The sequence below is a fragment of the Aurantiacibacter sp. MUD61 genome, from assembly GCF_027912455.1.
Classification (GTDB): Bacteria; Pseudomonadota; Alphaproteobacteria; order Sphingomonadales; family Sphingomonadaceae; genus Alteraurantiacibacter.
Map to the genome: position 1 here is coordinate 2,245,569 of NZ_CP115446.1, position 18,084 is coordinate 2,263,652.

The 18,084-nt window shown below is 60.3% G+C and carries 17 protein-coding genes; 9 read left to right on the top strand and 8 right to left on the bottom strand.

Annotated features, from left to right (window positions below; genetic code table 11):
- Nucleotides 1-111: 111 nt before the first annotated feature.
- From otsB to O2N64_RS10845, 3 genes are read left to right on the top strand one after another with little or no spacing between them, the layout of a single operon-like run.
- Nucleotides 112-852, top strand: coding sequence for a trehalose-phosphatase (gene otsB / locus O2N64_RS10835; protein ID WP_271077611.1), 741 nt, complete (start codon nucleotides 112-114; stop codon nucleotides 850-852).
- A complete protein-coding gene (locus O2N64_RS10840) occupies nucleotides 846-2,663 on the top strand; it encodes a glycoside hydrolase family 15 protein (protein WP_442866756.1) in 1,818 nt (605 codons plus the stop codon). The genes otsB and O2N64_RS10840 overlap by 7 nt, the downstream gene beginning before the upstream one ends.
- A 21-nt stretch (nucleotides 2,664-2,684) precedes the next feature.
- Entirely contained in the window at nucleotides 2,685-4,085 is a 1,401-nt protein-coding gene (locus O2N64_RS10845) for an alpha,alpha-trehalose-phosphate synthase (UDP-forming) (RefSeq protein ID WP_271077613.1), read from the top strand.
- Between the two features lie 3 nt (nucleotides 4,086-4,088).
- Here O2N64_RS10845 and O2N64_RS10850 read toward each other — a convergent pair whose 3' ends face one another.
- The 4 genes from O2N64_RS10850 to O2N64_RS10865 form a co-directional block, all read right to left on the bottom strand.
- A complete protein-coding gene (locus O2N64_RS10850) occupies nucleotides 4,089-4,544 on the bottom strand; it encodes a response regulator transcription factor (protein ID WP_271077614.1) in 456 nt (151 codons plus the stop codon).
- A gap of 82 nt (nucleotides 4,545-4,626) precedes the next feature.
- Nucleotides 4,627-5,070, bottom strand: coding sequence for an MAPEG family protein (locus O2N64_RS10855; RefSeq protein WP_271077615.1), 444 nt, complete (start codon nucleotides 5,068-5,070; stop codon nucleotides 4,627-4,629).
- Nucleotides 5,071-5,086: 16 nt separating this feature from the next.
- Nucleotides 5,087-5,530 (bottom strand): MAPEG family protein, encoded by a 444-nt coding sequence (locus O2N64_RS10860; RefSeq protein ID WP_271077616.1) that lies wholly within the window; start codon nucleotides 5,528-5,530, stop codon nucleotides 5,087-5,089.
- Nucleotides 5,531-5,620: 90 nt separating this feature from the next.
- A complete protein-coding gene (locus O2N64_RS10865; protein WP_271077617.1) occupies nucleotides 5,621-6,586 on the bottom strand; it encodes a threonine ammonia-lyase in 966 nt (321 codons plus the stop codon).
- 236 nt (nucleotides 6,587-6,822) lie between these two features.
- On the opposite strand from O2N64_RS10865, the gene O2N64_RS10870 reads away from it, so the two are divergent.
- Nucleotides 6,823-7,884, top strand: a complete 1,062-nt coding sequence (locus O2N64_RS10870; protein WP_271077618.1) for a 1,9-bis(guanidino)-5-aza-nonane synthase — start codon at nucleotides 6,823-6,825, stop codon at nucleotides 7,882-7,884.
- 6 nt (nucleotides 7,885-7,890) lie between these two features.
- Here O2N64_RS10870 and O2N64_RS10875 read toward each other — a convergent pair whose 3' ends face one another.
- Nucleotides 7,891-8,844, bottom strand: a complete 954-nt coding sequence (locus tag O2N64_RS10875; RefSeq protein WP_271077619.1) for a DUF3137 domain-containing protein — start codon at nucleotides 8,842-8,844, stop codon at nucleotides 7,891-7,893.
- A 73-nt stretch (nucleotides 8,845-8,917) separates the two neighbouring features.
- Between O2N64_RS10875 and O2N64_RS10880 the strand changes: the two genes are divergently transcribed.
- The 3 genes from O2N64_RS10880 to O2N64_RS10890 all read left to right on the top strand — a co-directional run bounded on the left by O2N64_RS10880 (nucleotide 8,918) and on the right by O2N64_RS10890 (nucleotide 11,752).
- Nucleotides 8,918-9,469 carry a LemA family protein gene (locus O2N64_RS10880; RefSeq protein ID WP_271077620.1) on the top strand — a complete coding sequence of 184 codons (552 nt, stop codon included), beginning with the start codon at nucleotides 8,918-8,920 and terminating at the stop codon, nucleotides 9,467-9,469.
- 136 nt (nucleotides 9,470-9,605) lie between these two features.
- The gene (locus O2N64_RS10885; protein ID WP_271077621.1) at nucleotides 9,606-10,811 is read left to right on the top strand and encodes a type III PLP-dependent enzyme; all 1,206 of its coding nucleotides are present in this window, start codon (nucleotides 9,606-9,608) and stop codon (nucleotides 10,809-10,811) included.
- 71 nt (nucleotides 10,812-10,882) lie between these two features.
- On the top strand, nucleotides 10,883-11,752 hold the full coding sequence (locus tag O2N64_RS10890) for a DUF5694 domain-containing protein (RefSeq protein WP_271077622.1): 870 nt from the start codon (nucleotides 10,883-10,885) through the stop codon (nucleotides 11,750-11,752).
- 15 nt (nucleotides 11,753-11,767) lie between these two features.
- On the opposite strand, the gene O2N64_RS10895 is transcribed toward O2N64_RS10890, so the two are convergent.
- The 3 genes from O2N64_RS10895 to murI form a co-directional block, all read right to left on the bottom strand.
- On the bottom strand, nucleotides 11,768-13,969 hold the full coding sequence (locus O2N64_RS10895; protein WP_271077623.1) for a putative bifunctional diguanylate cyclase/phosphodiesterase: 2,202 nt from the start codon (nucleotides 13,967-13,969) through the stop codon (nucleotides 11,768-11,770).
- Between the two features lie 109 nt (nucleotides 13,970-14,078).
- Nucleotides 14,079-15,299 carry a 5-aminolevulinate synthase gene (gene hemA / locus O2N64_RS10900; RefSeq protein WP_271079648.1) on the bottom strand — a complete coding sequence of 407 codons (1,221 nt, stop codon included), beginning with the start codon at nucleotides 15,297-15,299 and terminating at the stop codon, nucleotides 14,079-14,081.
- Nucleotides 15,300-15,457: 158 nt separating this feature from the next.
- Nucleotides 15,458-16,252 (bottom strand): glutamate racemase, encoded by a 795-nt coding sequence (murI, locus tag O2N64_RS10905; RefSeq protein ID WP_271077624.1) that lies wholly within the window; start codon nucleotides 16,250-16,252, stop codon nucleotides 15,458-15,460.
- 84 nt (nucleotides 16,253-16,336) lie between these two features.
- Between murI and plsY the strand changes: the two genes are divergently transcribed.
- Nucleotides 16,337-16,948 carry a glycerol-3-phosphate 1-O-acyltransferase PlsY gene (plsY, locus tag O2N64_RS10910; protein ID WP_271077625.1) on the top strand — a complete coding sequence of 204 codons (612 nt, stop codon included), beginning with the start codon at nucleotides 16,337-16,339 and terminating at the stop codon, nucleotides 16,946-16,948.
- Nucleotides 16,945-18,069, top strand: a complete 1,125-nt coding sequence (gene dprA, locus O2N64_RS10915) for a DNA-processing protein DprA (protein ID WP_271077626.1) — start codon at nucleotides 16,945-16,947, stop codon at nucleotides 18,067-18,069. Before plsY ends, dprA begins: the two co-directional genes overlap by 4 nt.
- Nucleotides 18,070-18,084: the final 15 nt, after the last annotated feature.

The following is an 18,084-nucleotide window of genomic DNA, read 5'->3' on the forward strand; positions in this document are numbered from 1 at the left end:
AGCTCTACGTGACCGGTCTTGGAAATTCATTCAATACGGAAATCAGTCACCTGAAGCGGCGACGGCGCGCGTCGTGTTTGACCTTCAGGGCGCAGCGGCTAAACACGCGGCATGACGGCGCAATCGCTACAGGCTCCGCCCCCGCTGTCCGCGCTCGCGGAAGACAGCCCAGTTTCCCTTTTCCTCGATTTTGACGGCACGCTCGTGGACATCGCTCCAACGCCCGACAGCATCCATGTGCCGGACGATCTGGCGCGGCGCCTCGTCGCTTTGCGGGAGCGGCTTGCGGGTCGACTGGCTGTGGTCAGCGGGCGGGCGCTCGCCGATCTTCAAAAGCACACGGGAGAGCTCTCCGTTGCGCGGGCAGGGTCTCACGGCAGCGATTGCCAGGATGCAGACGGCGCGGCGATTGGCGCGGAGCCGAAGGATCTGGCGAAAGACACGCGCGATAGCATCGCTGAATTTGCCAATAGGCATGGCTTCTCCCTCGAGGTGAAGACCCATGGTGCGGCGCTACATTATCGCTCTGACCCGGCGCTCGAACACCAAGGGCTGCAATTTGCGCAGGCTCTCGCGGAAGAACGCGGCATTATCGTGAAGCAGGGTAAATGCGTGATCGAATTCGTGGCCGACGAGGCCAATAAGGCGAGCGCGGTGCGTGCTTTCATGGAGATTGCCCCCTTCGCTGGCTCTACGCCCGTCTTCATCGGCGATGACGTTACAGACGAAGATGGCATGCGCGCGGCGAACGAATTTGGCGGGTTCGGCATCGCGGTGGGAGAGCGAGCCAGTGATAATGCGCAATACGCCCTTGCCAGTCCTGCTGCAGTGCACCATTGGTTGCAATTGTGAGTGATACATTAGTGAGCGAGCATCAAAGCAGTCTTGAGCTGTGGCCCATTGGCAATTGTCAGGTCTCCGGCCTGATCGACACGCGCGGCGCGCTGGTCTGGGGCTGTGTCCCCCGTGTTGATGGCGATCCGACATTCTGCGCGCTTTTGAACGGCGACCAGCAGGATGCTGGCACCTGGCGCTTCGAGATGGAAGGCCAGGTCAGCGCGCGGCAGGAGTATATCCGCAACACGCCGATCCTGCTGACCACGCTTGAGGCGGAAGACGGCAGCGCTGTCGAAATTCTCGATTTCTGCCCTCGCTACGAAGGCAAGGGGCGCATGTATCGCCCGGTCGCCTTCTCCCGCATCGTGCGCCCGGTATCGGGTAATCCGCGGATCCGCGTGATTTTGCGGCCGATGAAGAACCACGGGGCGGCGCTCGCGGAAACGACCAATGGCACCAATCACATTCGCTATCTGCTCGGCGATCAGGCGCTACGCCTCAGCACCGATGCGCCTGTCGGCTACATCCTCGAAAACCGAACTTTCCGGATCGAGGATGACACGCATTTCTTCCTCGGCCCGGATGAGCCTTTCACGGGCAATCTGCGCGAAGAAATCCGGCGGATGGAGCAGAGCACGCGCAAATACTGGCAGCACTGGTCGCGCGGGCTGGCGACGCCTTACGAATGGCAGGATGAAGTCATCCGCTGCGCTATCTCGCTCAAGCTGTGCCAGCATGAAGAGACCGGCGCGATTGTGGCGGCGCTGACGACTTCGATCCCCGAAGCGCCCGGCAGCGAGCGCAATTGGGATTATCGCTACTGCTGGATTCGCGACAGCTATTACACCGTGCAGGCCCTGAACAGGCTTGGCGCGCTCGATGTGCTGGAGAAATACCTCGGTTACCTGCGCAATATCGTCGATGCCTCCAAGGGCGGGCAGATCCAGCCGCTGTATTCGGTGATGGGCGAGGGCGAGCTCAATGAAACGACCGCAGCCTGGCTCGCCGGCTATCGCGGCATGGGGCCGGTCCGCATCGGGAATGCCGCCTACAAGCAGATCCAGCACGATGCCTATGGCCAGATCGTGCTCCCTACCGCACAGGGTTTCTTCGACCGGCGCCTGCTGCGCATGGCCGATGAGCGTGATTTCGAAAGCCTGGAGGAAGTTGGCGAGGCGGCGTGGAGAATGCACGACCAGCCCGATGCCGGATTGTGGGAATTCCGCACGCGGCAGGAAGTCCACACCTATTCCGCCGTCATGAGCTGGGCGGCGTGTGATCGGCTGTCGAAAGTCGCCGAGCAGATCGGCAAGCCGGAACGCGCCGAATTCTGGCGCGAGCGGGCAAAGGCCATAACGCAGAAGATCGAAGAGAAGGCGTGGAAGGAAAACGGGGAAGGTGGCCATTACGGCGCCAGCTTCGAAAGCGATTACCTCGATGCGAGCCTGCTCCAGCTGCTCGAATTGCGCTATGTCGAGCCCGACGATCCGCGCTTTGTCGCTACGTTCGAGCAAATCGAGCGCGAGCTCCGGCGCGGAGAACACATGCTTCGCTATGCCGCGGAGGATGATTTCGGCGCGCCCGAAACCGCGTTCAACATCTGCACCTTCTGGCTGATCGAGGCGCTGGCGCTGATGGACCGCAAAGATGAAGCGCGCGAGCTCTTCACCACGATGCTCGCCCACCGCACGAAGTCAGGCCTGCTGAGCGAGGACATGGATTTCGAAACCGGCGAATTGTGGGGCAATTTCCCGCAAACCTACTCGCTTGTCGGAACGATCAATTGCGCCGGACTGTTATCAAAGAGTTGGAACACGATCCGCTGAACAGGCGGGCTAGGGGAAATTTTGCCAAGACTTGTCGTCATATCGAACCGCGTCGCCGTACCCAAGGCGCGCGGGGTCGCTGGCGCGCAGGGAGGGCTTGCTGGCGCGCTCAACTCCGCTTTGAAGGCCAATGGTGGGATCTGGTTCGGCTGGTCCGGGCAGGAGACAGACAAATTCACCGGCAGCGTGAATTATGTCCGCTCCGCCGAGGGCGTCACCACCGCCACGATTGACCTCGAAAAGCAGGACATCGACGAATATTACAACGGCTACGCCAATTCGACGCTGTGGCCGCTCTTCCACTACCGAATCGACCTCGCCCGGTATGAGCGCGAATTTGCCAAGGGATATGAGCGGGTTAATGAGCGGATCGCAGAAAGCGTCCTGCCATTGATCGAGCCGGACGATCAGGTATGGGTGCACGACTATCACATGTTGCCGCTCGCCGAGCGATTGCGCAGCATGGGGATCAAGAACCGCATCGGGTTCTTCCTCCACACGCCGTGGCCGCCCACCAATCTGTTCGTCTCATTGCCCTATCACGAGCGGTTGGTGCGCGCGATGTTGCACTACGATTTACTCGGCTTCCAGAACAACACCTGGCTAGAAAGCTTCCTGCATTACTGCGGTAAGGAGCTGGGCGCTCAGGTCGACCATGAAACCGGCGCGATAACATTCGAAGGCCGCACGACTTATGCGCGCGCCTATCCCATCGGCATCGATTTCGATTTCTTTACCAGCAAGGGCGATACGGGCGAGGCGCGCCAGGCACAGCAACGCCTGTTGTCCTCCACCCGTCGCCGTACCGCCATGATCGGCGTCGACCGGCTCGATTATTCCAAAGGCCTGCCCGAACGGCTCGACGGTATTTCGCGCTTCTTCGACCGCTATCCCGAGCGCGTTCGCGACCTCGTCTTCATCCAGATCGCGCCGCCCAGTCGAGAGGATATCGGCAGCTATCAGGATATTCGCGCCACGCTTGAGCAAAAGGCGGGTCAGATCAACGGCGCGCGCAGCGATGTCGATGTCGTTCCGGTGCGCTATGTGAATAAGGGGTACAGCCAGGAAGAGATCTTCGGCTTCTACCGCGCTGCGAAAATCGGCCTTGTGACGCCGCTGCGTGACGGCATGAACCTTGTCGCCAAGGAATATATCGCCGCGCAGGACCCTGAGGATCCCGGCGTGCTCATCCTTTCGCGCTTTGCGGGCGCTGCGCAGCAGCTCGATTGCGACGGGGAGGGCGCCTTGCTGATCAATCCGCACAGTTCGGATGATCTAGCGCACAATATCGCCAAGGCGCTCGACATGCCGCTGGAGGAGCGCAAGATGCGCCACCAGAACCAGCTGAAAAGCGTGCGCGAGGAGAATATCGAACGTTGGACGGACAATTTCGTCAGCGATCTCGCCAGTCTGGCCAGCTAGGCCTTAAAGCAGCCGCGAACTCGACGGCGGCATCACCGGCTCCGGATCTACATCCGCGAAGAGAGCCCGGCCGCTGCGCCGGGCGCCGGCCTCTCGCGAGCGGAGCACCTGCCTCACACGGAAAATCAGCATTTTCTCACTGAACGGCTTGCGGATGTAATCCTGCGCGCCGTTGTAATAGGCGACCTGCTCATCCTTGATGCCGTGCACGCCTGTCAGCATGACGACCGGAATATCGAAGAAGCGCGGGCTGTGGCGAAGTCGGCGTAGCAACGAGCTGCCGTTTTCGCCCGGCATGTTCTGATCGAGCAGGATCAGGTCGGGCTTGCGCCGGGTTAGCACCTGAAGTGCGGCTTTCGTATCGCTCACCCAGCCACAGGCATGGCCCGCATCGATCAGGATCTGCGCGGCGTGTTCGGCAATGATATCGTCATCATCGACGACGAGTATGTAAGCCATGTCGGTCCTCCTCGGGCCAGCTTGCCAGAGGATTGCCACGCATTGATTCTAAACGGATTTATGCTTGCCTAGTCAGTAACCCTTAGAAGGTTGCACCTGTGTAGATGGCGAGGCCCACCAAGACGACCAGCGCAACTTGGGACAGGCTGAAAAGGGCAAAGCGAACCACAACTCTGTTCCAGGTGGCCTGCACGATCGAGTGGGCAATGCGCAAAACGACATAGACCCAGCCGACGAGGGCAATCAGTTGTTCGTCGTTCAGGCTGAAAGACGCCTGTGTGGCCAGTAGCGCCATGGAGAGCATGACAGCATAAAATACCGTAGGTGCCTCATGCAGGTGATTGAAATTATGCGCCTTCCATTGTGTCTGGGGCGGCAAAAGCTTGTCGAGCGAAGCATCCGGATCGCGCGCCAGACTGTCCGGATCGACATTCGCTTTCAGCATACCGGGAAGCCGCGTCGCGTACATCCACAGGCACATGACGAGCGTCCACGCGGCAAGAGCGATCACGGGTTCGAGTATCATTACCATGGCTTGTGCGTCAGATGGTGAGGAGCAGTGCGCGGATAGCCATCACCAGCAGAATCACGCTGCTGATGACGAAGATCATCAGGCGGATGGGGATGGTGTTGACGAGCGACTGCCACAGGGAATGGACGATGCGTAAGGCGACATAGGCCCAGGCGAGCCACACATCGAGCTGCGCCGCGCCTGCCAGCGCCAGGATCACCACCACGGCGTAAAACACCGTCGGCTGTTCCATCAGATGGGCGTAATTGTGTGCTTTCCAGTTCACCTTGTCCGGTATAAGCCCTTCCAGATCCTGCCCGCGTCCACCGGCTTTCGCTTTGCTTACGCCTCCCGGCTCGCCACGTGCGGAACGCATCTGCTTGATCGCTGGAAAGCGTGTGCCCGCCATCCAGAACAGCATGATCATGGACCAGATCGCCAGAGCGGCGGCCGGTGCGAGAATGGCGGTATTCATGTGTCAAACTCCTCCCCGTGAGCGGTGGAGGGAGACTGGCGAGCGGCAATTAGATTGTCAATTGCAACCTATTTGCTGTCCACTGTGCGCTTAACCGTTAAGCACTGCAGCAAAGGATGCGGCATCGGTATTACCGCCGGTGATCATCACTGCGGTGGCGTCGTCCGCCTCGATCCTGCCGCTCAGAACGGATGCCAGCGCTGCCGCACCGCCGGGCTCGACGACAAGCCGCATGTGGGAAAAGGCAAAGCGCTGCGCTTCCCTGATCTCTTGCTCTGAAACGCGCGCCCATTCGCGGCAATGGGCTTTCATCACCGCGAAATTGATCGGGAAAGTCTTGAAGGTCTGGATCGCATCGCAGGCGGTGGGGGGAGGGTTCTCTCCAACGCTCTGGATTTCACCTGTTTCGAGGCTGCGGCACACATCGTCCCAGCCTTCGGGTTCTACCGGAATGACGCTCGCATCGGGGCAGGCGAGGGCGAGACCAGCGGTGAGGCCTCCGCCGCCGCAGCAGGCGATGATTTTCGACACCGGACGGTCAATCTGCGCAAGCATTTGGTGGGCGATTTCTATACCTGCGCTCCCCTGTCCTTCAATCACCCACGGATCGCCATAGGCGTGCGCGTAGGTCGCGCCCTTTTCGGAAGCGATGCCCTGTGCGATTGCCTCGCGGTTTTCGGTCATCCGGTCATAGGTGACCACCTTCGCGCCCAAGCTCTTGGTCCGCTCCAGTTTCACGTGGGGTGCATCCTCCGGCATGACGATGGTCGCCTCGATCCCCAGCTCGCGCGCGGCCCAGGCTATGCCCTGTGCGTGGTTGCCGCTCGACACCGCGACGACGCCGCGTCCCCGCTCTTCATCCGACAGATCGGTCAGCCGATGCCATGCGCCGCGGATCTTGAAGGCGCCGATGGGCTGCAGGCAATCGGCCTTGGCATAGATAGTCCTTCCCTGCGCTTCGAATGGGATCAGCGGGGTGGGCGGCAGGATCGCGGCGATTTTCTGGGCAGCGCGGATCACGCCTTCGTGGGTCGGCTCTCTTTGGGTGTCTTTCATCGTCACGATGTCTTACGCCTTTCCTACAAACTGTCACGCGCGTCATGCCGGAGGGATGTTGTTAAATCGGCATTTTTCCGCAGATTTTAGCGCCTTTGAGAGGCACGAGCGAATGGCGGTTTTCTCTCTCTTGGACACTGTCACACCTGTCACACCTTGCCTCTTTCGGCGAAATGGGGAACGGGGAGACCACATGACCCGTTTTGCGGGCAAACCGGACAGGAGTTTCCCGATTCATGAGTGACAAGCCCATCAACGACACCCGCAAGGCTGAACTGCTGAGCACCGAGGTCGAGCACATCGACATCACCAGCTTCGACGCGCGCCCGATCATCGATTCGATGAAGAAGATGAGCTTCACCAGCCGCGATCTCGCCAATGCGACCGGCATCTACAACCAGATGCTCAGCGACAAGGATTGCACCATCTTCCTCGTCATCGCGGGTTCGACCAGCGCGGGCGGCTGCATGGATCTGTATGCGGAGCTGATCCGCAACAACATGGTCGATTGCGTCGTGGCGACGGGTGCGACCATCGTCGACATGGACTTCTTCGAAGGGCTTGGACACAAGCACTACCAAGCGCTGGAAGTGCCCGATGATGACACGCTGCGTTCGCTCTACATCGATCGGATCTACGACACCTATATCGATGAAGAACAGCTGCAGGATTGCGACTTCACGATCAACAAGATCGCCAACGACCTGCCGCCGGGCCCTTACTCCAGCCGCGCTTTCATCCGCGAGATGGGCAAGTACCTTGTCGACCACGGCAAGAAGGAAAACAGCCTCGTCAAACTCGCCTACGAGCATGACGTGCCGATCTTCTGCCCCGCCTTCGTGGACAGCTCCGCTGGTTTTGGGCTGGTGAAGCACCAGGTCGACCAGATGGAGAAGGGCGAGCCCTATTTGATGATCGACGCCGTGGCCGACTTCCGCGAACTGACCGATATCAAGATGAAGAGCGGTGACAGCGGCCTGCTGATGGTCGGCGGCGGTGTGCCGAAGAACTTCATCCAGGATACGGTCGTTTGTGCGGAGATCCTCGGCCATGAAGACGTTTCGGTCCACAAATACGCCGTGCAGATCACCGTCGCCGATGTGCGCGATGGCGCCTGCTCATCCTCGACGCTTCAGGAAGCGGCGAGTTGGGGCAAGGTTTCGACCGCGATCGAGCAGATGGTGTTCGCAGAAGCGGGTTCGGTCATGCCGCTGCTCGCCAGCGATGCCTACCACCGCGGCCACTGGAAGACCCGCGACAAGCGCCGCTGGGCGAAGCTGTTCGACAAGGACGCTTAGGGTCTCCTAAGCGCCCGTCAGCGGCTCGCGGCTGTTGAGGTTCTTGGCAAGGTCAGCGATCCGTGCGAACTGGTCGACGGTACGCTGCATGCGGTGGCGATCGTCGGCGGCGTCGATGCTGCCGCTTTCGAACATGTTGCCGGTTTTGAGTGTCACCACGATGCCTCCCTCGTGGAAGATCGTGGCGATGCCTTCGCCGCTGTAACTGCGTTCGAGAGCGATCAGCCGCTCGACATAGAGCGGGTCGATCAGGTGCCGCGCCTCGACCTGGTCGGTCGTGTAAATGTCGAAGCGGTCCTCGAAATCGGGATGGGTCATGTCGGCGTAGTCGAGTTGCATGCCGGCGACCTTGATGCTGTCCCGCTTGCCGCCGAAGAAGGTGCGGTGCGCATTGTCGCGAACCAACAGCGTGGTGCCGTGAAAGCGGCGCTTGTAGCCGATGCTCATCACGATGCCGCGAAAGACTGTGACCCAGCGGCGGTTCTTGCCCGATCCCCGGCGCTCTTCCAGCTTCGCCTCATGCAACATGAAAGGAATGCCGCCGATATCGCCGCTCCAGCGGTCTTCGAAATGCGTCCGATCATGACTCGGTAAGAGCTTGCAGGCCTTGGCGAGTTCGAACGGCATGCCGGCTTCGCAATCATGCGCATATTCGATCCCGAGCGTGTCAGCGATCGCATCATTGATGCCGATCTTCACATTTCGTACCGCCTTGGAGACCGGCATCTGCGCCCACGCAAAGCCTATGCCGCCGAGGAAAAAACCGCCCCAAAGGACTGGCAGATAGTCGATCTGGAATGCGATCAGGGCGAAAGCCATCAGCGGCAACACGACGACCAGCACCATAAAGCGCCGATTCCACGTCTTTTTTTTGGCCTCCTCGCGGACAGCCTTCTGGTCTTCCAGCCACTGCCCCAGATCGCCCGCCAGCAATGCATCCACATCGGGACGCTCAATCATTTCCCCAATCCCCTTTTCCTGAGCTGAAAGGCATGGCACAGATCACTTTACAAATGGAAGGGTGGGAAAACCGATGGAATTCATTTTGCTCGGGATTGTGGTGGTCCTCGTCGTCTTGGGGATCGGTATTTACAACAAGCTGGTCGCGCTGCGTCAGAATGTGAACCAGGGCGTGGCCGATATCGACGCGCAACTGCGCCAGCGGCACGATCTCATCCCCAATCTCGTCAGCACTGTGAAGGGCTATGCTGCCCACGAACAGGAGACGCTGGAAAGCGTGATTGCCGCGCGCAACCACGCCGCCAGCGGTTCGATCAATTCCGCCGATGAGCAGACCCTGCGCGTCGCGCTCGACAAGTTGCTAGCACTGGGAGAGGCCTATCCGGACCTCAAAGCCAGCAGCAATTTTCAGGAACTTCAGCGCGAGCTATCCGATGTAGAGGATAAGCTTGCTGCTGCCCGCCGGGCGCTCAATGCCGCGGTCTCACGCTACAACACTGGGCGTGAGAGTTTTCCCGCGGTCTTGTTTGCCGGAATGCTTGGCTTTGAAGAGGCCGATTTCCACCGGTTGGATGACAGCGAAAAGGGTGTTGTTGACCAAGTGCCGAATGTTCAATTTTCCTGATCGATTTGCGTCTTCGATTTCACTTGCAGTTCAGCGGAAGCGATTTATACGCGCGCTTTCGCTGCCCCATGGGACACCCTCCGCAAGGCAGCCTGCTTTGAGCTTTTTGGTTTAACGCCTTAGGGGGTCCCTTGAATTGCACCAATTTTCTGATGCCAAGGCTGTAGTTCGCGCTTTCGCGCCGGACGAACCTGTTATCCTCAATCGCCCGCATGCTGCTGCGCGCGCCGCCCGCTTCTTTACAGAGAAGTTTCCGGGCACCTCGATGTATGCGGTGAAGGCGAATCCGTCGCCCGATCTGATCCAGATTCTCTGGGACAATGGCGTGACGCATTACGACGTCGCGTCCATCGGTGAAGTGCGTCTTGTGCGCGGCCTGCTGCCGGACGCGACGCTGTGTTTCATGCACCCGGTCAAGACCCCGCGAGCGATCAAGGATGCCTATTTCGATCATGGCGTGAAGACTTTTAGCCTCGACACAGTCGAAGAGCTGGAGAAGATCGTCGCCGCAACCACCGATGAGCACGGCAATGCCGCGAGCGATCTGAACCTGCTGGTGCGGCTGCGCGTATCATCCGAGCATTCGCAGCTCTCGCTCGCATCCAAGTTTGGTGTCGATCTCGCCGATGCGGCGCCGCTTTTGCAGGCAACTCGCCAGTATTGCGATGCGTTGGGCATCTGCTTCCATGTCGGTAGCCAGGCCATGACGCCGTTCGCCTATGTGCAGGCGCTGGAGCGTGTTCGTGCGGCCATTGCCGAGGCTGCTGTGACCGTCGACATCATCGATGTCGGTGGCGGCTTCCCCAGCGTTTATCCCGATCTCGAACCGCCTGCGCTCGAAGATTTTTTCGCGATGATCCATCGCCACTTCGAAGCGCTGCCGATCTCCTACTCGGCGGAGCTTTGGGCGGAGCCCGGTCGTGCGCTGTGCGCCGAATATTCGTCAATCATCGTGCGCGTCGAAAAGCGCCGCGACAATGAGCTCTACATCAACGATGGCTCCTACGGCGCCCTGTTCGATGCAGCGCATGTCGACTGGCGTTTCCCGGTGCGAGCGCTGGAAGATGATCTGATCAAGCCCTTGAGCGAATTCGCCTTTTACGGCCCGACTTGCGACGATGCCGATTACATGAAGGGTCCCTTCATGCTGCCAGAAGACATCCAGGCAGGTGACTATATCGAAATCGGTATGCTCGGTGCATATGGCGCGGCAATGAAGACGGATTTCAATGGCTTCGGCGCGGTCGAAGCAGCCATGGTCACAGATGAGCCAATGGCAAGCCTCTATCGCGGCGACCGCCCCGATCCGCGCGCCAGCGATAATGTGGTGAGTTTGCGGTAGGTTTCGCGCTTGCAAATCACATTTGGTGTCTTAGTCTGTTGCTACACCTGATGGGAGGTTTGAAGATGCGCATGTTCCTTACCGCCGTTTTGGCCTTGGTTGGATTTGGCGGACCTGCCTACGGACAAGATGTCGATGGTCCAGAAACATCAAGCGATGCGCCCGTGCAAATCATGGTACTCGGGTCTTATCACTTCGCCAATCCCGGCCAGGATGAGGTAAACCTGAACGCGCCGGATATGCTTGTCGACACACGGCAGCGCGAGCTGCAAATTCTGGCAGAGGCGCTTGCGGAGTGGCGACCGACACGGATTGCGGTCGAATCGCAAGCTTCCGCTCCCGATTTTGCGCTTCCCACCTTTGCTAACGCGGAAACTCTTCTTCGCCAGCAGCGCAATGAGAGCATTCAGATTGGCTATCGGCTGGCACTGATGCTGGGGCATGAAGAAGTGTACGGCTTCGACGAGCGTGCGGACGATGATGAGCCCGATTACTTCCCATTCGGTGCGCTGCAGGAGTTTGCGCAGGCCAATGGTCAAATGCCGGTTATCGAAAATGCACTAGGTCAAACGCAGGCGATGATTTCTGCGCAGGAGGAGGTGCTACCGGATATTTCGGTTGCTGCATCGCTAATCCCACACAACGACCCGGCAGTGATCGAGGACGGACATGATGCGGTGTATTATTCGTTCCTGCTGATCGGCGATGGCGATGCACAGCCGGGTGCCGAACTCAATGCCTATTGGTACATGCGCAACGCAAAGATGTTCGCCAAGCTGGCGGAAATCGCCCAGCCTGGGGACCGGGTGCTGGCTATAGTTGGGAGCGGCCATGCGAGATGGCTTCGCCATTTTGCGCGCACCGTACCGGGCTTCGAGCTTGTGGAGGCAATGCCCTATCTCCGCGCGGCAGACATCGCATCCGAGATGGATGCCCAATAAGTCGCGACCGCGAACCTAGCCCCGCGTCACGGTAACCTGCATGAATTGCGGTTGGCTCTTGGGAGCACCTTCTTCGCCGAGCGATAGCGGGTAGTTGCCCGGCGGTAGCGCGGCGAGCGGCATTCCTGCAGCGGCGAGGGCGTAGGGTGAGATGCGGTGACGTGTCACCAGTCCGCCGGCGCCATCGCTGACGAGCGGGGTTTCGAACTCCACGGCAAAGGTTGCATCTTTTGAGCGCGCCACTGTGCACACGACGAGCTGACCACCGCCGAGATCGAGTACGAGGCCCGTTCCCTTCGGCACGCCGACGAGCCCTTCGATCAGCGAACCGGTCTGCGACAGGTCTTTCATCACCGCATCATAGCGATGATCCTCATGGATCACGCCGATGCGGCGGAACACACTGCGGCGCTCCGGACGGTAGGTCTCAGGGCCATTCGGCTCGATCTTAAAGCCGCCGGTGGCAATGCCTTCGAGGATTTGTTCCTGCGGCAGCGCCTTCGAATAGATCCAGCCCTGAATGTATTGCGCGCCCTTGTCGCACACGACTTTGAGCTGATCGAAAGCCTCGACACCTTCCACCGTCGTTTCCATGCCGAGAGCCTTCGACAGGCCGATAATGGCGGTGATGATCTTTGAACTGTTTTCGTTCTTCTGGGTGCAGGTATCGACGAAGCTCTTGTCCACCTTGATCTTGTCAAACGGGGCCGAGCGAAGGTAGCTGAGCGAGGAATATCCCGTCCCGAAATCATCGAGGGCGAGCCGCACGCCGAGGCCCTTGAGAGCCTTGAAAGTCGCATCGGTGGTGTCGGTATCGCCCATGAAGACGGTTTCGGTCAGTTCTAGCTCCAAGCGGTCAGGATCGATCCCGGTTTCGGCGATCGCCTGCGTGACGATGGCGGGGAAGCCCTTGTTGGCGAACTGCTTGGCCGAGACGTTGACCGCGACGCGGGCCTTCTCCGGCCACTCCATCGCGTCTTCACAGGCGCGGCGCAGGGCCCATTGGCCAAGCTGATTGATGAGGTCCGTTTCTTCTGCAGCGGGAATGAATACGCCGGGGCTGACGAAACCGCGATCAGGGTGTTCCCAGCGCATAAGGGCTTCGAAGCCGACGACATGATTGTCCTCGGTCCGCACAACGGGCTGGTAGTGCAGGGCGAGTTGATCGGTCGCCAGCGCCTCGCGCAGGTCGTCCAGCAATTCAGCCCGCTCCTGCTCGACGTCCTTCAGATCGGCAGAATAGAACCGGTAAATGCCGCGACCGCCATTCTTTGCGGCATAGAGCGCAAGGTCGGCATTGTTGAGGATCTCGTCCGCCTCGATACCATCATAGGGCGCGACGGAGATACCGACCGATGCGCCGATGATCGCGCGCTTTCCTTCGATCTGGTAGGGGGAGGACAGCATCTGGATGATCTTGTCCGCCAGATCGCCCAGGGTTCCGCGATCATCCATATCCGGGAGCATGACCTGAAACTCGTCACCGCCCAGTCGCCCGATTTCACCTTTTTCGCCGATTACGGCGCGCAGACGGTCAGCTACCTGCCGCAGCAGCTCGTCGCCCGCGGGGTGGCCCATTGTGTCATTGACCTGCTTGAACTTGTCGAGGTCCATCATCATCAGCGCGCAGGAGCGTTTGGCGCTTCGGTAAGCGGCCAAAGTGCTCTCGATCTTGCGGTTCATCCGGTGACGATTGGCGAGGCCCGTCAGGGAGTCATATTCGGCGAGGCGCGAATCCTCGCGCGCCCGCTGATAGGCTTGGGTGATGTCCTTTGCGCTGCCGCGATAGCCGAGGAATCTGCCGTCCTCGTCAAATTTCGGATGTCCGGACAGCGACCACCAGCGTTCCTTGCCCGCTGCGAGGTTTCGCTCGGCAATCAGCCGCGCGGGGAGGTCGGCAATCTTGTTCCGGGCTTTGAGCTGGAAGTTCAGCGGCCGGTCGGACCGGTCAGCGTTATCGGGGTCGATCTCGAACAGTTCCGCCAGAGGATTGTCGAGAAGCTCTTCCAAGCCCTCTTTCAGATGCTCGCCAGCGCTGGGTGAGAAGTAGATCAGCCGATCATCCTGATCTGTCGCCCATATCCAGGAAATGCCGGTGCGTTCGTAATCATCGAGGATTTCGAGGCGGCGCTGGGCATCTTCTGCGGAAACTACGCGGGCAGCAGGCTTCGGGGCGCTCGATCCGCCAAAGCCTTTCAGAAGATTGCCAACAGCCATAGTTCGCCCGCGATTATCCTTTGCGCCGGGTCTCCCGGTCTCTTGCAAGGACTATGGCGGGTTTTGGTTACTATGGATTTAAGATTGGAGGGCGAATGCCCCGGTGAAATTACGCAGCTTCGCGCAATTCAAGCTCAAGCCGATCCCAGATTTCGACCAGCGCCTTGGTCAGCTCTGCCATCATCGCCTCGGTATGGGCTGGGCCCGGCGTAAAGCGCAGCCGCTCGGTGCCCCGCGGCACTGTCGGGAAATTGATCGGCTGCACATAGGCACCGTATTCGGCGAGCAGGATGTCGCTGATTTTCTTCGCGCGCACCGGATCGCCAACCATCAGCGGCACGATATGGGTGGTGCTGTCCATCACCGGCAGGCCAGCATCGCGGAAATACTTTTTCAGAAGCGCAGCATTGGCTTGCTGCGCCTCACGCTCGGCACTGCTTTGTTTGAGGTGCCGGACCGCGGCCAGCACGCCTGCGACAAGTGCGGGGCTGAGCGACGTCGTGAAGATAAATCCCGGCGCGTAGGAGCGGATGCAGTCGATGACTTTCTGGCTGGAGGCGACATAGCCGCCCATGACGCCGAAAGCCTTGCCCAGCGTCCCTTCGATCAGGTCGATGCGATGCGCGGCTTCGTCCCGCTCCGAAATGCCGCCGCCGTGATCGCCATACATGCCGACCGCGTGGACTTCGTCGATATAGGTAAGGGCGTTGTATTTCTCGGCGAGATCGCAAATCGCGTGGATCGGCGCGACATCGCCGTCCATCGAATACACGCTCTCGAACGCGATGACCTTCGGAGTGTCGTGATCTTCGGCGGCCAGCAGCTCTTCGAGATGAGCCAGGTCATTGTGCCGGAAAACACGCTTCTCGCAGCCGGAATTGCGGATCCCGGCGATCATGCTCGCATGGTTCAGCTCGTCCGAGAAAATGATGCAGCCCGGCAGCAGCTTGGCGAGCGTCGACAGAGTGGCGTCGTTCGAGACATATCCGCTGGTGAAGAGCAGCGCGGCTTCCTTGCCGTGAAGCTGTGCCAGCTCCTGCTCGAGCTGGATATGGTAGTGCGTGTTGCCGCCGATATTTCGGGTGCCGCCAGAGCCTGCGCCAACGTCGTGCAGCGCCTCTTCCATCGCCGCGATAACCTTTGGGTGCTGGCCCATCGCGAGGTAATCGTTCGAGCACCACACGGTGATGGGCTTGGGGCCATTGTGCCCGGCAAAGCAGCGTGCGTTGGGGAATGCGCCCTTGTTGCGCAGAATATCGATAAACACGCGGTAGCGGCCTTCGGTATGAAGCCGGTCAATCGCGGAATCGAAGATCTGATCGTAATTCAAGGTCAGCATCCAAGCGGCGCCATGCGCAGCGGGCACGGCCATTTGCCGAAGCCACTTAGTAAAACATTGCGATAGTTTGAAGTGCGAAGTTTGCGAGGCATTCGCAACAAATGGCATCTCCGAGGGGCAGGCAATGCCGACCTGCCCGAAAACACGTATCAGAAGCGAGAAACGCCGCCGATGCCATAGGGGGCGAGGGCCTCCGCGAGATGCTCGTCCACCGCGCCGGTTACCACGGCCTGGTCGGCACGGTTGCGTTCAAACGATTGGCCCTGTGTGAGCGATGCGATGCGCCGTGCGATGCCGTCCGATCCATCGATAAACTGCACGCCCGCGGCCATCTGCGCGGCCAATTCGGCCTGAACAAGCGGGAAGTGCGTGCAAGCGAGCACCACCGTGTCGATTTCAGCGCCATCCGCCTTAGCTTTCATCCCGGCAATGGCTCGGTCGAAAACGCCAGCATCGGGCACCTGACCGCGCAGCTTCGCTTCGGCAGCTCCCACCAATTCGGGCGCGGCGTGGCGGATAAGGCGTTTGTCCTGGGCGAACTGCGCCTCGAGATCATCGACATATCGTTGCCGTATCGTTGCAGCCGTGCCGAGGAGCCCGATCGTGCCTGTCTTGGTGAGTGCAGCCGCTGGCTTGATCGCGGGGACGGTGCCGACAATCGGGACATGCAGCACATCCCGCACCATGCCGAGCGCTATGGTCGATGCGGTGTTGCAGGCGATGCAGATGAGACGCGGATCATATCGCTCGCTCATCCGGCCCAGAAGACCTGCGACCCGCGCCGCAATCTCCGCTTCGCTCTTCTCGCCATAGGGTAATCCTGCGGTGTCGGCGGCGTAGATTACCGGCGCTTCCGGCAGGGTTTTGCGCAGGGCGGATAGCACCGAGAGCCCGCCCAGACCGGAATCGAACAGCAGGATGGGAGAAGAAGCGGGAATTTCCATGTGGCCCATGCGCGTAGTGGGTTCCTCCGATTTCGACAAGTTTGGGCTTTCCCAAGCCTTTGGCGAGAGGCTAGGGTCTAGGCCATGGATCACGCTCTTGCTCTGCTGCTCGGTTATATCTCGGGTTCGATTCCTTTCGGTCTGCTGCTCGCGAAAGCTGCCGGGAAGGGTGATATCCGCTCGATCGGATCGGGCAACATCGGTGCAACCAACGTCCTGCGGACGGGCAGCAAATGGCTGGCAGCGGCGACGCTGCTGCTCGATTTCGCCAAAGGGCTGGTGCCGGTGCTGATTGCTTCAGCGGTATTCGACCGAGGCACGGTGCTGCCCGAGGCGGCATGGGGGCCTGTCCCGCTCGCTGCGATAGGCGCTGTGCTGGGGCACTGCTTTCCCGTCTGGCTTGGTTTCAAAGGCGGGAAGGGCGTTGCAACCAATGCCGGTGTCAGCTTCGGCCTCGCCTGGCCCATCGGCGTTGCTTATGCGGTGGTCTGGATCGCCGCTCTGGCTCTTTTCCGGATCAGTTCCGTCGCCGGGATGAGCGCTGTTTGTGCCGCAGCCGTAGCCGCAGCGGTGCTGGGGTACGAACATTTCGTCCCCGTCCTCGCAGCCATTGCCGTCCTCATAATCTGGCTGCACCGCGCCAATATCGGGCGGCTGATGCGAGGTGAGGAACCGAAGGTCGGCAGCAAGACGTGAGCGAAGCGGCGACTGCCAATCCGGAGCGGATTTCACAGGAAGAGGCGTTCGCCCGCATTCGCCTGCTGCGCTCCGCCAATATCGGCCCCGTCACCTATTTCCAGCTTCTCAAGCGCTTCGGGACCGCTGTGCAATCGCTAGAGGCTTTGCCCGACCTCGCGCAGCGCGGAGCGAAGCGCGATTACAAACCGGCGGCCCGTTCGCGGATCGAGAGCGAAGTCAGCGCAGCGCGCGTGGCCGGTGCGCGGTACGTTTTTCACGACAGCGCCGATTATCCCGCCCTGCTGGCAGAGGTGGATGGCGCGCCGCCGATCATCACCGTGCGCGGCGATATGGCGCTGGCGGCAAAGCCATGCGTGGCAATGGTTGGCGCGCGCAATGCCTCTGCCGCAGCAGTAAAATTGGCGCGCGATTTTTCTCGGGCATTGGGAGAGGCGGGCTTCACCGTAGTGTCCGGTCTCGCCCGCGGCATCGACGGTGCCTGCCACGAAGGTGCGATGCCGCACACTATCGGCGTGATCGCCAGCGGAATCGACATCGCCTATCCACCGCAGCACGCCAAATTGCAGGAGCAGATCGCCGGCGATGCCTTGCTGATTGCAGAAGAGGCACCCGGCACGCAGCCGCGCGGCCAGCACTTCCCGAAGCGGAATCGCATCATCGCAGGGCTCGCCACCGGCACGCTGGTGGTAGAGGCGGCACCGCGCTCAGGCTCGCTCATCACCGCAAGGCTGGCTGGCGAAGCGGGGCGCGAAGTCATGGCGATCCCCGGAAGTCCGCTCGAAGCGCGCAGCCAGGGCTGCAACCACCTGATCCGCGAAGGCGCTGTCTTGGTGCAATCGGCAGAGGATGTAGTGGAGCTGCTCTCCGGCTTCGATGGCGTCCCGCGCTCGCGCTTTCGCGAACCGGTTCAGCCCGCCGATTTCCTCGATTTCGAAGCAGATGACACCACCGGCAGCGCCGATATCGCCAGCATGCTCACCACCGCGCCCGTCGCCGTGGATGAGCTGATCCGCCAGTCAGGAGAAAGTGCCGGCGCTGTGCAAATGGCGCTGCTAGAGCTTGAGATTGCAGGAAAACTCGTCAGACATGCAGCCGGACGCGTCAGCCTTTCCGGCTGAGCGAATTGGGGGCGA

Excerpts from the sequence above, each read along its gene's own strand:
- O2N64_RS10875 (WP_271077619.1), bottom strand. The coding sequence starts at position 8,844 with ATGATTGAGCGTCCCGATGTGGATGCATTGCTGGCGGGCGATCTGGGG.
- O2N64_RS10870 (WP_271077618.1), top strand. The coding sequence starts at position 6,823 with ATGAGTGACAAGCCCATCAACGACACCCGCAAGGCTGAACTGCTGAGC.
- O2N64_RS10895 (WP_271077623.1), bottom strand. The coding sequence starts at position 13,969 with ATGGCTGTTGGCAATCTTCTGAAAGGCTTTGGCGGATCGAGCGCCCCG.
- O2N64_RS10865 (WP_271077617.1), bottom strand. The coding sequence starts at position 6,586 with ATGAAAGACACCCAAAGAGAGCCGACCCACGAAGGCGTGATCCGCGCT.
- otsB (WP_271077611.1), top strand. The coding sequence starts at position 112 with ATGACGGCGCAATCGCTACAGGCTCCGCCCCCGCTGTCCGCGCTCGCG.
- O2N64_RS10850 (WP_271077614.1), bottom strand. The coding sequence starts at position 4,544 with ATGGCTTACATACTCGTCGTCGATGATGACGATATCATTGCCGAACAC.
- O2N64_RS10855 (WP_271077615.1), bottom strand. The coding sequence starts at position 5,070 with ATGATACTCGAACCCGTGATCGCTCTTGCCGCGTGGACGCTCGTCATG.
- plsY (WP_271077625.1), top strand. The coding sequence starts at position 16,337 with ATGGATCACGCTCTTGCTCTGCTGCTCGGTTATATCTCGGGTTCGATT.
- O2N64_RS10860 (WP_271077616.1), bottom strand. The coding sequence starts at position 5,530 with ATGAATACCGCCATTCTCGCACCGGCCGCCGCTCTGGCGATCTGGTCC.
- O2N64_RS10880 (WP_271077620.1), top strand. The coding sequence starts at position 8,918 with ATGGAATTCATTTTGCTCGGGATTGTGGTGGTCCTCGTCGTCTTGGGG.
- O2N64_RS10890 (WP_271077622.1), top strand. The coding sequence starts at position 10,883 with ATGTTCCTTACCGCCGTTTTGGCCTTGGTTGGATTTGGCGGACCTGCC.
- murI (WP_271077624.1), bottom strand. The coding sequence starts at position 16,252 with ATGGAAATTCCCGCTTCTTCTCCCATCCTGCTGTTCGATTCCGGTCTG.